We start from the raw sequence: 14,167 nt of genomic DNA, 5'->3' as shown, positions 1-14,167 counted from the left end.
GCCGCCGGCCCGATGAAACCGTGATTTCTATTAGCCACGCCCGCTGACAACGGGCCAACGAAGACTTAGACCCATGGCCACGATCCACGTAGACGGCAAGACGTTAGAAGTCGACGGAGCGGACAACCTGTTGCAGGCCTGCCTCTCCCTCGGTCTCGACATCCCCTACTTCTGCTGGCACCCGGCGCTCGGAAGCGTCGGCGCATGCCGCCAGTGCGCGGTCAAGCAGTACACCGACGAGAACGACAAACGCGGTCGTCTCGTCATGTCCTGCATGACTCCCGCCACCGACAACACCTGGATTTCCATCGAAGACGAAGAGGCCAAGCAGTTCCGCGCCAGCGTCGTCGAATGGCTGATGACCAACCACCCGCACGACTGCCCGGTCTGCGAGGAAGGCGGTCACTGCCACCTGCAGGACATGACGGTGATGACCGGCCACAACCAGCGCCGGTACCGCTTCACCAAGCGCACCCACCAGAACCAGGAGCTCGGCCCGTTCATCGCCCACGAGATGAACCGCTGCATCGCCTGCTACCGCTGCGTCCGTTACTACAAGGACTACGCCGGCGGCACCGACCTGGGCGTCTATGGCGCGCACGACAACGTCTATTTCGGCCGTATCGAGGACGGTGTACTGGAGAGCGAATTCTCCGGCAACCTGACCGAGGTCTGCCCGACCGGCGTGTTCACCGACAAGACCCACTCCGAACGCTACAACCGCAAGTGGGACATGCAGTTCGCCCCGAGCATCTGCCATGGCTGCTCCAGCGGCTGCAACATCAGCCCCGGCGAGCGTTACGGTGAAATCCGCCGCATCGAGAACCGCTACAACGGCTCGGTGAACCACTACTTCCTGTGCGACCGCGGCCGCTTCGGCTACGGCTACGTCAACCGCGAAGACCGTCCGCGCCAGCCGCAGCTGATGCTGAGCAAGCAGAAGCTCTCGCTGGACGGTGCTCTGGACCAGACCGCTGCACTGCTCAAAGGCCGCAAGGTCATCGGTATCGGTTCGCCGCGCGCCAGCCTGGAAAGCAACTACGCCCTCTCCGCCCTGGTCGGCGCGCAGAACTTCTACAGCGGCATTTCCGCTGACGAACTGCAGCGTCTGCAACTGGTGCTGAAAGTCATGCAGGACGGCCCGCTGCCGGTGCCGACCATCCGTGACATCGAAGACCACGACGCCGTGTTCGTGCTCGGCGAAGACCTGACCCAGACCGCTGCCCGTATCGCCCTGGCCCTGCGCCAGTCGGTAAAAGGCAAGGGCGAGGACATGGCCGCCGCGATGAAGATCCAGCCGTGGCTCGACGCCGCGGTGAAGACCATCGCCCAGCACGAGATGAACCCGCTGTTCATCGCCAGCCTCGATGAAACCCGCCTGGACGACGTCGCCGCCGAGTGCGTGCACGCCGCCACCGAAGACCTCGCTCGCCTGGGCTTCGCCGTGGCCCACGCGATCGATTCGAGCGCCCCGGCCGTCGCCGGCCTCGACGCCGAAGCCGCTGCCCTGGCCCAGCGCATCGCCGATGCCCTGGTCGCCGCCAAGCGTCCGCTGGTCATCTCCGGCACTTCGCTGGGCAGCAACGCCCTGATCGAAGCCGCCGCCAACATTGCCAGCGCGCTGAAGAACCGCGAGAAGAACGGCTCCCTGAGCCTGGTGGTTCCGGAAGCCAACAGCCTGGGCCTTGCCCTCTTCGGTGGTGAATCCGTCGAAGCCGCCCTGCAGCAGCTGACCTCCGGCGCCGCCGATGCCGTGGTGATCCTGGAGAACGACCTGTACCGCCGCGCGGACGCCACCGCTGTCGACGCTGCCCTGGCCGCTGCGAAGATCGTCATCGTCGCCGATCACCAGCAGACTGCCACCACCGCCAAGGCTACTGTCCTGCTGCCGGCCGCCAGCTTCGCCGAAGGCGATGGCACCCTGGTCAGCCAGGAAGGTCGCGCCCAGCGCTTCTTCCAGGTCTATGACCCGGCCTACTACAACGCCGACATCCTGGTCCGCGAAGGCTGGCGCTGGCTGCATGCCCTGCACAGCACCCTCGAAGGCAAGCGTGTCGACTGGACCCAGCTGGACCACGTGATCGACGCCGTCGTCGCCGCCAAGCCGCAACTGGCGGGCATCCGCGAAGCTGCGCCGAATGCCGCGTTCCGCATCAAGGGCCTGAAGCTGGCGCGCGAGCCGCACCGCTACTCCGGCCGTACCGCCATGCGTGCCAACATCAATGTCAGCGAGCCGCGCGCTTCGCAGGACATCGACTCGCCGTTCGCCTTCTCCATGGAAGGCTACGCCGGCAGCGCCGAACCGCGTCAGCAGATTCCGTTCGCCTGGTCCCCGGGCTGGAACTCCCCGCAGGCCTGGAACAAGTTCCAGGACGAAGTCGGCGGCCATCTGCGCGCCGGCGACCCGGGCGTGCGCCTGATCGAGGCCAAGGGCCAGGCCCTCTGGTTCAGCGAGATTCCCGCGCCGTTCCACACCGCCGCCAGCCAGTTCAAGGTGGTGCCCTTCTATCACCTGTTCGGCAGCGAGGAGAACTCCGCCAAGGCCGCACCGGTGCAGGAGCGCATCCCGCAGACCTACGTCACCCTGGCGAAATCCGAGGCTGACCGTCTGGGCGTCAACGAAGGCGCGATCATCCGCCTGACTGTCAAGGGCCAGGAACTGCGCCTGCCGCTGCGTGTGAGCGAAGAGCTCGGGGCCGGCCTGGTCGCCCTGCCGATCGGTCTGCAAGGCATTCCCGCCGGTGTCATCGGCGCTGTCGCTGAAGGTCTGCAGGAGGCTGCACAATGAGCTGGCTGACACCCGCCATCGTCGACATCCTGATCGAGGTCATCAAGGCCATCGTCATCCTGCTCGCCGTGGTCGTCTGCGGCGCGCTGCTGAGCTGGGTCGAGCGTCGTCTGCTCGGCCTCTGGCAGGACCGCTATGGTCCGAACCGGGTTGGCCCCTTCGGCGCCTTCCAGCTTGGCGCCGACATGATCAAGATGTTCTTCAAGGAAGACTGGACCCCGCCGTTCGCCGACAAGATGATCTTCACCCTCGCCCCCATGATCGCCATGGGTGCGCTGCTGGTGGCCTTCGCGATCATCCCGATCACCCCGACCTGGGGTGTGGCGGACCTGAACATCGGCATCCTGTTCTTCTTCGCCATGGCTGGCCTGACCGTGTACGCGGTGCTGTTCGCCGGCTGGTCGAGCAACAACAAGTTCGCCCTCCTCGGCAGCCTGCGCGCCTCGGCCCAGACCATCTCCTATGAGGTGTTCCTGGCCCTGTCGCTGATGGGCATCGTGGCTCAGGTCGGTTCGTTCAGCCTGCGCGACATCGTCGATTACCAGGCCGAGCACATGTGGTTCATCATTCCGCAGTTCTTTGGCTTCATGACCTTCTTCGTCGCCGGCGTCGCCGTGACTCACCGTCACCCGTTCGACCAGCCCGAAGCCGAGCAGGAACTGGCCGACGGTTACCACATCGAGTACGCCGGCATGAAATGGGGCATGTTCTTCGTTGGCGAGTACATCGGCATCGTGCTGGTGTCCGCGCTGCTGGCGACCCTGTTCTTCGGCGGCTGGCACGGTCCCTTCGGCATCCTGCCGCAGATCCCGTTCATCTGGTTCGCCCTGAAAACCGGCTTCTTCATCATGATGTTCATTCTGCTGCGGGCTTCGATCCCACGCCCGCGCTATGACCAGGTGATGGCCTTCAGCTGGAAGTTCTGCCTCCCGCTGACCCTGATCAACCTGCTGGTGACCGGCGCAGTCGTGCTGGCGGCCCAGTAAGGAGTAGGACCATGATCAAGTACATTTTCGACGTGGTGCACGGCACCTACACCCAGCTGCGCAGCCTGGTGATGATCTTCGGTCACGCCTTCCGCAAGCGTGACACCCTGCAATACCCGGAAGAACCCGTTTACCTGCCGCCGCGCTACCGTGGCCGCATCGTCCTCACCCGCGACCCCGACGGTGAGGAGCGCTGCGTTGCGTGCAACCTGTGCGCCGTGGCCTGCCCGGTCGGCTGCATCTCCCTGCAGAAGGCCGAGACCGACGATGGTCGCTGGTACCCCGAGTTCTTCCGCATCAACTTCTCCCGCTGCATCTTCTGCGGCCTGTGCGAAGAAGCCTGCCCGACCACCGCGATCCAGCTGACCCCGGATTTCGAGATGGGTGAGTTCAAGCGCCAGGACCTGGTCTACGAGAAGGAAGACCTGCTGATCTCCGGCCCCGGCAAGAACCCGGACTACAACTTCTACCGCGTTGCCGGCATGGCCATTGCCGGCAAGCCGAAAGGCGCCGCGCAGAACGAAGCCGAACCGATCAACGTCAAGAGCCTGCTGCCGTAAGGAGACGTCGCGTGGAATTCGCTTTCTACTTCGCCGCCGGCGTCGCCGTGCTGGCAACCCTGCGGGTCATCACCAACAGCAATCCGGTGCATGCCCTGCTCTACCTCATCGTTTCGCTGCTCGCCGTATCGATGACCTTCTTCAGCCTCGGCGCCCCGTTCGCCGGTGCCCTGGAGATCATCGTCTACGCCGGCGCGATCATGGTGCTGTTCGTCTTCGTGGTGATGATGCTCAACCTCGGCCCGGCGATTGCCGAACAGGAACGCAAGTGGCTCAAGCCCGGCGTCTGGATCGGCCCTGGCGCGCTCTCCCTGGTGCTGATGGTCGAGCTGCTGTGGATGTTGTCGCGCACCCCGAGCGGTGCCGGCATCGGCCACACCACCGTGGACGCCAAGGCCGTGGGCATCAGCCTGTTCGGCCCCTACCTGCTGGTCGTCGAACTGGCCTCGATGCTGCTGCTGGCGGCACTGGTCGCCGCCTACCACCTCGGCCGCCACGAAGCGAAGGAATAACACCATGAACACAATCCCTCTCGAACACGGACTGGCACTCGCCGGTGTGCTGTTCTGCTTCGGCCTGGTAGGCCTGATGGTACGACGCAACATCCTGTTCGTACTGATGAGCCTGGAAGTGATGATGAACGCCGCCGCGCTGGCCTTCGTGGTCGCCGGTAGCCGCTGGGCCCAGCCCGACGGCCAGGTGATGTTCATCCTGGTGCTCAGCCTGGCCGCGGCCGAGGCGAGCATCGGCCTGGCGATCCTGCTCCAGCTGTATCGCCGCTTCCATACCCTCGATATCGACGCTGCAAGCGAGATGCGCGGATGAACCTGCTGCCCCTTACATTCCTGTTCCCCCTGGTCGGCTTCCTGCTGCTGTCTTTCTCCCGCGGCAAGTGGTCGGAAAACTTCTCGGCACTGGTGGGTGTCGGCTCCGTGGGCCTGGCCGCCCTCTCCGCCTTCTGGGCGATCTGGAGCTTCCACAGCAACCCGCCCGAAGGTGGTGCCTACAGCCTGGTGCTGTGGCAGTGGATGAGCGTTGGTGACTTCAAGACCAACTTCACCCTGTACCTGGACGGCCTGTCGGTCACCATGCTCGGCGTGGTCACCGGCGTCGGCTTCCTGATCCACCTGTTCGCCTCCTGGTACATGCGTGGCGAAGCCGGCTATTCGCGCTTCTTCGCCTACACCAACCTGTTCATCGCCAGCATGCTGTTCCTGGTGCTCGGCGATAACTTGCTGTTCGTGTACTTCGGCTGGGAAGGCGTGGGCCTGTGCTCCTACCTGCTGATCGGCTTCTACTTCAACCACGTGCCCAACGGCAACGCGGCCCTGAAGGCCTTCATCGTGACCCGCGTGGGTGACGTGTTCTTCGCCATCGGCATGTTCATCCTGTTCCAGCACCTGGGCACGCTGAACATCCAGGAGCTGCTGGTCCTGGCTCCGCAGCACTTCGCCAAGGGCGACCTGTGGGTCAACCTGGCGGCCCTGATGCTGCTCGGCGGCGCCGTCGGCAAATCGGCCCAGCTGCCGCTGCAGACCTGGCTGGCCGATGCGATGGCCGGCCCGACTCCGGTCTCCGCGCTGATCCACGCCGCCACCATGGTGACCGCGGGCGTCTACCTGATCGCCCGCTGCCACGGCCTGTTCGAGCTGGCTCCGAACGTCCTGGAGCTGGTCGGCATCGTCGGCGCCGTGACCCTGGTGCTGGCTGGCTTCGCCGCCCTGGTGCAGACCGACATCAAGCGCATCCTCGCCTACTCGACCATGAGCCAGATCGGCTACATGTTCCTGGCCCTGGGCGTTGGCGCCTGGGGTGGCGCGATCTTCCACCTGATGACCCACGCCTTCTTCAAGGCCCTGCTGTTCCTTGCTTCGGGTGCTGTGATCGTCGCCTGCCACCACGAGCAGAACATCTTCAAGATGGGTGGTCTGTGGAAGAAGCTGCCGCTGGCCTATGCGAGCTTCGTGGTCGGTGGCGCCGCCCTGGCCGCCCTCCCCTTCCTGACCGCCGGCTTCTACTCCAAGGACGAAATCCTCTGGGAAGCCTTCGCCAGCGGTCACCAGAACCTGCTGATCGCCGGTCTGGTCGGTGCGTTCATGACCTCGCTGTACACCTTCCGCCTGATCTTCATCGCCTTCCACGGCGAAGCGAAGACCGAGGCGCACGCGGGCCACGGCATCAGCCACTGGCTGCCGCTGAGCGTACTGATCGTGCTGTCCACCTTCATCGGCGCGCTGATCACCCCGCCGCTGGCCGGCGTACTGCCGGAAAGCGCCGGTCACGCCGGTGGCGAAGCCAAGCACAGCCTGGAAATCGCCTCGGGTGCCATCGCCATCGCCGGCATCCTGCTGGCCGGCCTGCTGTTCCTTGGCAAGCGCCGCTTCGTCAGCGCCGTCGCCCAGAGCGCGCCGGGCCGCTTCTTCGGCACCTGGTGGTTCCATGCCTGGGGCTTCGACTGGGTGTACGACAAGCTGTTCGTGAAACCCTATCTGCTGATCTGCCGCCTGCTGGCCGCGGACCCGATCGACAAGTCGCTTGTCCTGGTCCCGCTCACCGCCCGCGGTGGTCACAAACTCCTCAGCCTCACCGAGAACGGCCGCCTGCGTTGGTACGCCGCTTCCCTGGTGGGTGGCGCCGCGCTGCTCCTCGGCGCGCTGCTGCTGGCTTAAAACTTCACGAATGAGATTGAGCCCGACATGATTCTGCCCTGGCTAATCCTGATCCCCTTCATCGGCGGCTTCCTTTGCTGGATCGCCGAGTACACCAGCAAGACCCTGCCCCGCTGGGTCGCGCTGGGGTCGATGACCCTCACCCTCGCCCTCAGCCTGTGGGTGTGGCACACCGGTGACTTCCAGCTGGCGCCCGCGCCGGGTGGCGAGCCGCAATGGACCCTCGAGTTCAAGCTGGCCTGGATCGAGCGCTTCGGTATCAGCGTGCACCTGGCGATGGACGGCCTGTCCCTGCTGATGGTCGCCCTGACCGGCCTGCTCGGCGTGCTGTCCGTGCTCTGCTCCTGGAACGAGATCCAGCGCCGCATCGGTTTCTTCCACCTGAACCTGCTGTGGATCCTGGGCGGTGTGATCGGCGTGTTCCTCGCCGTCGACCTTTTCCTGTTCTTCTTCTTCTGGGAAATGATGCTGGTGCCGATGTACTTCCTCATCGCGCTCTGGGGTCATAGCTCGGACGACGGCAAGAAGACCCGCATCTACGCCGCCACCAAGTTCTTCATCTTCACCCAGGCCAGCGGCCTGGTGATGCTGGTGGCGATCCTGGGCCTGGTGTTCGTGCACTACAACAGCACCGGCGTGCTGACCTTCAACTACGCCGACCTGCTCAAGACCCAGATGCCGGAGCACACCGAGTGGCTGCTGATGCTCGGCTTCTTCGTCGCCTTCGCGGTGAAGATGCCGGTGGTACCGGTGCACTCCTGGCTGCCGGACGCCCACGCCCAGGCGCCGACCGCCGGTTCCGTGGACCTGGCCGGCATCCTGCTGAAGACCGCCGCCTACGGCCTGATCCGCTTCGGCCTGCCGCTGTTCCCCAACGCTTCGGCGGAGTTCGCCCCGGTCGCCATGACCCTCGGTCTGATCGGCATCTTCTACGGCGCCTTCCTGTCGTTCGCACAGACCGACATCAAGCGCCTGGTGGCCTATTCCTCCGTGTCGCACATGGGCTTCGTCATCATCGGCATCTACTCGGGCAGCCCGCAGGCGATGCAGGGCGTGGTGATCCAGATGATCGCCCACGGCCTCTCCGCTGCCGCGCTCTTCATCCTGTGCGGCCAGCTGTACGAGCGCCTGCACACCCGTGACATGCGCAAGATGGGTGGCCTGTGGTCGCGCATCCCGTACCTGCCGGCCGTGGCCCTGTTCTTCGCCACCGCCTCGCTGGGCCTGCCGGGCACCGGTAACTTCGTCGGCGAATTCCTGATCCTGCTGGGCAGCTTCAAGGTCGTTCCGGTGATCACCGTGATCGCCACCTTCGGCCTGGTGTTCGGCTCGGTCTACTCGCTGATCATGATCCACCGCGCGTACTTCGGCCCATCCAAGTCCGAAGGTGCGATCGCCGGCCTGAACTTCCGTGAGCTCTTCATGGTACTGGGCCTCGCGGCGCTGCTGGTCCTGCTGGGTGTATACCCGCAGCCGGTCCTCGACACCTCCGCGGCAACCATGCACGGCGTCCAGCAATGGCTGGACGCTGCCCTCTCCACCCTGGCAGCACGGTAAGCGCGACATGACCTTCACGATCCAACACTTCATCGCGCTCCTGCCGCTGCTCATCACCAGCGCCACCCTGGTGGTGGTGATGCTTGCCGTGGCCTGGAAGCGTAACCACTCGCTGACCGCTACCCTCTCGGTGATCGGTCTCAACCTCGCGTTGCTGTCGATCCTGCCGGTGCTGAAAGTCACCCCGATCGAAGTCACCCCGCTGATGCTGGTGGACAATTTCGCCTGCTTCTACATGGCGCTGATCCTGGTCGGCGCCCTGGCCTGCACCACGCTCGCCCATGCCTACATGGAGAGCTACCCGGGCAACCGCGAAGAACTTTACCTGCTCCTGCTGCTGTCCACCGCGGGCGGCCTGGTGCTGGTCAGCGCGCAGAACCTGGCCGGCCTGTTCATCGGCCTGGAACTGCTGTCGGTGCCGGTCTACGGCATGGTGGCCTACGCCTTCTTCAACAAGCGCACCCTGGAAGCGGGCATCAAGTACACCGTGCTGTCCGCCGCCGGTTCCGCCTTCCTGCTGTTCGGCATGGCCCTGCTCTACGCCGAATCCGGTAGCCTGGGCTTCTCGGCTATCGGCGCCTCGCTGGCCGAAGGCACCAGCCATGGTCCGCTGCTGTCCATCGGCGTCGGCATGATGGTCGTCGGCCTGGGCTTCAAGCTGTCGCTGGCGCCGTTCCACCTGTGGACCCCGGACGTCTATGAAGGCGCCCCGGCCCCGGTGGCCGCGTTCCTCGCCACCGCCAGCAAGGTCGCCGTGTTCGCCGTGCTGCTGCGCCTGTTCCAGATCGCTCCGGCGGCCCTGAACAACGGCCTGCTGCATGACGCCATCGCGGTCATCGCCATCGCCTCGATCCTGATCGGTAACCTGCTAGCGCTGACCCAGAGCAACATCAAGCGTCTGCTCGGCTACTCCTCCATCGCCCACTTCGGTTACCTGCTGATTGCCCTGGTGGCGAGCAAGGGCCTGGCCGTGGAAACCGTCGGCGTGTACCTGACCACCTACGTGGTCACCACCCTCGGCGCCTTCGGCGTGGTCACCCTGATGTCCACCCCGTACAGCGGCCGCGACGCCGATGCGCTGTTCGAGTACCGCGGCCTGTTCTGGCGCCGTCCGGTGCTGACCGCGGTGATGACCGTGATGATGCTGTCCCTGGCCGGCATCCCGCTGACCGCCGGCTTCATCGGCAAGTTCTACGTGGTCGCTACCGGCGTCGAAGCCCACCTGTGGTGGCTGGTCGGTGCCCTGGTACTGGGCAGCGCCATCGGCCTGTTCTACTACCTGCGCGTCATGGTGACCATGTTCCTGGTCGAGCCGAACATGAAGCGCCACGACGCTCCCCTGGACTGGGCCCAGCGCGCCGGCGGCATCATGCTGGTGGCCATCGCCCTGCTCGCCTTCTTCCTCGGCGTGTACCCGCAGCCGCTGCTGGACATCCTGCAGCACACGGGTCTGGCCATCGCCGGCTGAGATCGACAGGCATGAAAAACCCCGCTTCGGCGGGGTTTTTCTTTTGCGAACCAACCGGCTGGTTGACAGCGTGACAACACCGACTTAAATTTCGCCTCCCTTCCCGCCTGTGCTGCTGAGCGGAAAGACGTACAGCCCCCGGTTTTCCGGGCGGCCTGCTTTCGTCTACTCAAGTAGCACTGACATGAACAAACTTTCCCGGCTTCAAAAAGCCTTCCTGCGCAGCGGCATTCAAGTCGAACGCCAGCAGGACATCATTACGCTTACCCGTTCCACCGACAGCACATCAGCACGCGTTCTTCTTCCAGCGAGTTTTCCACTGGAAGAAAAGGCCGTACGCCAATTGCTGGACTTCGCCTCCGTGCAAGCACCCGATGCGGATGGCCACGTATGCAAGGCATGCGCAACACCTGACTTCCATCCCGGAAGCATCGCGCCAGTCGGTTCGATAGTGGCCAGCACCGAGGATTTCGTCATTCCCGCTGCCATTGGTACGGACATCAACTGTGGCATGCGCCTATTACGGACCGGCATCAGCCTGGAACAGGCCGAGTCCAACCGGCAGCGCCTGGTCGATCTGCTCACTCACTCTCTGCTACGCAACAGCCGCGATGTACCAATGAAGGTGCAAGCTTTCGAAGCACTCTTCGCCGAAGGACCAGGCCATTGCCTCGACCTCCTCAGCGAGGATGGCCTCTGGGCCAATGCCGACCGCCCTCGCCTCTTCCGTGAGCTGAATAATTGCATCGGTCTACAAGAGTTCAGCGGTCAGCTGCGGTACGCACCGGAAGCATTGCGTGACCGTAGACGAACGCTGATTCGCGATCCGAGCCTGGGTACCACCGGTTCGGGCAACCATTTCGTCGAGCTGCAACTGGTGGATCGAATCATCGATCGCAAGCAGGCCTACGCGTTGGGACTGAAGCCCAATGAATTGGTCATCATGATTCACAGCGGCTCCCGCGATGTTGGCTTCCATGTGGGGCAACGGTGGATGGATAGGGCACGGGACGCCTGGCCGAAAGGCCGACGTCACCCGGCATCGGGGCTCTACGCGCTGACCGGCGAGCTTGCAGGCGAGTACCTCGCGGCCATGGGAGTCGCGGCGCGATATGCCTGGCTGAATCGCGTCGTTCTCGCGGAACTGGTACGCAAGGTTCTGCGCGAAACCTTCCAGTCCGATGACAGCGCTCTGATAGTCGATGTACCGCATAACGTCGTACTGCAGGAACAGGGTCTGAACATCCACCGCAAAGGAGCGACTCCGGCCCGCGCCGGGGACCTGCTGCTGATTCCCGGTTCGATGGGCGACTACTCCTACCTGGCCAGCGGCCTGGGCAATCCGGACTGGCTATGGTCATGTAGCCATGGCGCCGGCCGCAGCCTGAGACGCCAAGCGGTTCGGGCGCTCAAGACCCCAGCCGATAGTGCACTGCCCTGGCATTGCGTGACCCTTCGCGAAGAGCGTCGTATCGAAGAAGCCCCCAGCGCATACAAGCCTGTCGGCCCGGTAATCGAGGCACAGGAAGAAGCTGGCCTTATCTCGCCTCTGGCACGCATGAGACCCTGGCTGACATTCAAGGCCTAAAGAACAAAAGCCCCGCTTCGGCGGGGCTTTTGCTTTATCAGGACGATACCGAAGTTTCCTCCCGCCCGGTGAACAGGTCCCACGAGGCGATGAACAGCGCTGCGATCAATGGGCCGATGACGAAACCGTTCAGCCCGAACAGCGACATGCCACCGAGGGTGGAGATCAGCACCACGTAGTCCGGCATCTTGGTGTCCTTGCCTACCAGGATAGGGCGCAGGATGTTGTCCACCAGACCGATCACCAGCACGCAGAACAGCGTCAGCACCACGCCCTGCCAGATCGCCCCGGTGAGCAGGAAGTAGGCGGCCACCGGCACCCAGATCAGCCCCGCACCGATGGCCGGCAGCAGCGAGAGGAACGCCATCAGCGTGCCCCACAGCAGTGAGCCCTGGATACCGAGGAACCAGAAGATCAGCCCTCCCAGCGCGCCCTGGGTCGCGGCCACGGCGATGTTGCCCTTCACCGTGGCGCGAATCACCGTGGTGAACTTGGTGAACAGATGCTGCTTGTGCTCAACGCTCAGGGGCACCGCCTGCTTGATACGCCGCCCCAGTGCCGGTCCGTCGCGCAGGAGGAAGAACAGCAGGTAGAGCATGATGCCGAAGCTGATGACGAACTCGAAGGTGTTCTGGCCAATGCTGAAGGCTTTGGTGGCGACCAGTTGACTCGCCTGCATCGCCCCCGAAGAAAGCTTCTCCTGCAGGCTCGACAGGTCCGTCAGGTCGAAACGCTCCAGCCAGTGGTGGGCCCACCCCGGTAGCGCGGCGATCGCCTGCTGGAAGTAGGTGACGAAGTTCAGCTCGCCGGACTTCAGGCGCTGGTACACCATCGCCCCCTCCTGCACCAGCGCACCGGCTATGAAGGTGATCGGCAGGATCACGATCAACAGGCAGATCGTCAGCGATATCAGCGCCGCCAGGTTGTTGCGCCCGTTCAGGCGCACGCGCAGGCGGCGTTGCAGCGGGGCGAAGATGATCGCCAGGATGGTGCCCCAGAACACCGCGCCGTAGAACGGCAACAACAGCCAGGCGAAGGCGATGGTGACCACCGCCAGAAGGAGCAGGAACGTCCGGTATTCCAGTTTCGATTCGAGCATGAGCAGGTCCGGAAGTAGGGGGAAACCTGCCCATTAGTCAGCAGTTGGTCTGCCGAGTGCAACTTTTGCGGCGCGATTGCCGCCTTACAGCACCATCGCCGCCGCCCAGCCGAAGGCCAGCAGCGGCAGGTTGTAGTGCAGGAAGGTCGGCACTACGGTGTCCCAGATATGGTTGTGCTGGCCGTCCACGTTGAGACCCGAGGTCGGGCCCAGGGTGGAGTCCGACGCCGGCGAACCCGCATCTCCCAGCGCGCCGGCGGTACCGACGATACTGACGATGGCCAGCGGGCTGAAGCCCAGTTGCACTGCCAGCGGGACGAAGATCGCCGCGATGATCGGCACCGTGGAGAAGGACGAGCCGATGCCCATGGTCACCAGCAGCCCCACCAGCAGCATGAGGAATGCGCCCCAGGCCTTGCTGTGGCCGATCCAGGCGGCAGCCGCCTCGACCAGGGTGGCGACCTGTCCGGTTGCCTTCATCACCTCGGCGAAACCGGCGGCGGCGATCATGATGAAACCGATCATGGCCATCATCTTCATGCCCTCGGTGAACAGGTCGTCCGCCTCCTTCCAACGCACCACGCCGGACAGGGAGAACACCAGGAACCCCACCAGCGCGCCGAGGATCATCGAATCCAGCCACAGTTGCACGACGAACGCCGCCACTACCGCCACCCCGGCCACCGCCAGGCTCATCGGGCTGTAGGGGGTGCTGACCCGCTCAGCCTGCTCGATACGCTCCAGGTCATAGCTGCGCTTGCGCCGGTAGCTGAACAGCACCGCGATCAGCAGGCCGCAGACCATACCCAGGGCCGGGATGAGCATGGCCCGGCTGACGTCCACACCACTGACATCCACGCCGCTGCGCGCGACGTTGGCCAGCAGGATCTCGTTGAGAAAGATGTTGCCGAAGCCCACCGGCAGAAACATGTAGGGTGTGATCAGGCCGAAGGTGATCACGCAGGCGATCAGCCGACGGTCGATCTGCAGGCGGGTCAATACGTAGAGCAGCGGCGGCACCAGCAGCGGGATGAAGGCGATGTGGATCGGCAGCAGGTTCTGCGAGGAGATCGCCACCAGCAGCAGAAGCCCGATCAGCAGCCACTTGAAGCCAGCCGGTGCCCCGTCTTCGTGCCGTCCGAGCATCGCCAGCGCACGGTCGGCGAGCGCATGGGCCATGCCCGAGCGCGCGATGGCTACGGCGAAGGCACCCAGCATCGCGTAGGACAGCGCCACCGTCGCACCACCACCCAGGCCGGCGTTGAACGCCTTTAGTGTTCCTTCCATGCCCAGGCCGCCAAGCAGCCCGCCCGTCACCGCGCCGGCGATCAGCGCCACCACCACATGCACGCGACACAGGCTCAGCACCAGCATCAGGCCAACGGCGATCAGCACCGCATTCATCTCATCTCTCCTTCACAACCGGGCCCACTGGGTCTTGGGCGGGCAAAA

Annotated in this window: 11 protein-coding genes; 9 read left to right on the top strand and 2 right to left on the bottom strand. The window is 64.4% G+C overall.

Annotated elements, in window-relative coordinates:
• Positions 1–73 precede the first annotated feature (73 nt).
• The 9 genes from nuoG (at position 74) to O6P39_RS11280 (ending at position 11,616) form a co-directional block, all read left to right on the top strand.
• Positions 74–2,788 (top strand): NADH-quinone oxidoreductase subunit NuoG, encoded by a 2,715-nt coding sequence (gene nuoG / locus O6P39_RS11320; protein WP_275611423.1) that lies wholly within the window; start codon positions 74–76, stop codon positions 2,786–2,788.
• A complete protein-coding gene (gene nuoH / locus O6P39_RS11315; protein ID WP_275611422.1) occupies positions 2,785–3,774 on the top strand; it encodes an NADH-quinone oxidoreductase subunit NuoH in 990 nt (329 codons plus the stop codon). Before nuoG ends, nuoH begins: the two co-directional genes overlap by 4 nt.
• A gap of 11 nt (positions 3,775–3,785) precedes the next feature.
• Positions 3,786–4,334 (top strand): NADH-quinone oxidoreductase subunit NuoI, encoded by a 549-nt coding sequence (gene nuoI, locus O6P39_RS11310; protein WP_015477483.1) that lies wholly within the window; start codon positions 3,786–3,788, stop codon positions 4,332–4,334.
• An 11-nt stretch (positions 4,335–4,345) separates the two neighbouring features.
• Complete coding sequence (gene nuoJ / locus O6P39_RS11305) at positions 4,346–4,846, top strand: NADH-quinone oxidoreductase subunit J (protein ID WP_275611421.1); 501 nt, start codon at positions 4,346–4,348, stop codon at positions 4,844–4,846.
• Positions 4,847–4,850: 4 nt separating this feature from the next.
• The gene (nuoK, locus tag O6P39_RS11300) at positions 4,851–5,159 is read left to right on the top strand and encodes an NADH-quinone oxidoreductase subunit NuoK (RefSeq protein WP_024765121.1); all 309 of its coding nucleotides are present in this window, start codon (positions 4,851–4,853) and stop codon (positions 5,157–5,159) included.
• Positions 5,156–7,003, top strand: coding sequence for an NADH-quinone oxidoreductase subunit L (gene nuoL / locus O6P39_RS11295; RefSeq protein WP_275611420.1), 1,848 nt, complete (start codon positions 5,156–5,158; stop codon positions 7,001–7,003). Before nuoK ends, nuoL begins: the two co-directional genes overlap by 4 nt.
• 27 nt (positions 7,004–7,030) lie before the next feature.
• The gene (gene nuoM / locus O6P39_RS11290) at positions 7,031–8,560 is read left to right on the top strand and encodes an NADH-quinone oxidoreductase subunit M (RefSeq protein ID WP_275611419.1); all 1,530 of its coding nucleotides are present in this window, start codon (positions 7,031–7,033) and stop codon (positions 8,558–8,560) included.
• 7 nt (positions 8,561–8,567) lie between these two features.
• Positions 8,568–10,028: an NADH-quinone oxidoreductase subunit NuoN gene (nuoN, locus tag O6P39_RS11285; RefSeq protein ID WP_275611418.1), complete on the top strand. Its 1,461-nt coding sequence runs from the start codon at positions 8,568–8,570 to the stop codon at positions 10,026–10,028.
• 184 nt (positions 10,029–10,212) lie between these two features.
• Positions 10,213–11,616, top strand: a complete 1,404-nt coding sequence (locus tag O6P39_RS11280; RefSeq protein ID WP_275611417.1) for an RtcB family protein — start codon at positions 10,213–10,215, stop codon at positions 11,614–11,616.
• Between the two features lie 37 nt (positions 11,617–11,653).
• Here O6P39_RS11280 and O6P39_RS11275 read toward each other — a convergent pair whose 3' ends face one another.
• Positions 11,654–12,715, bottom strand: coding sequence for an AI-2E family transporter (locus O6P39_RS11275; protein ID WP_275611416.1), 1,062 nt, complete (start codon positions 12,713–12,715; stop codon positions 11,654–11,656).
• 84 nt (positions 12,716–12,799) lie between these two features.
• Positions 12,800–14,119, bottom strand: coding sequence for a Na+/H+ antiporter family protein (locus O6P39_RS11270; protein ID WP_275611415.1), 1,320 nt, complete (start codon positions 14,117–14,119; stop codon positions 12,800–12,802).
• Positions 14,120–14,167 lie beyond the last annotated feature (48 nt).

Source organism: Pseudomonas sp. PSE14 (genome assembly GCF_029203285.1).
Taxonomy (GTDB): domain Bacteria; phylum Pseudomonadota; class Gammaproteobacteria; order Pseudomonadales; family Pseudomonadaceae; genus Pseudomonas.
The sequence above is the reverse complement of the archived record's forward strand: the minus strand, read 5'-3'. Positions and strand labels throughout refer to the sequence as shown.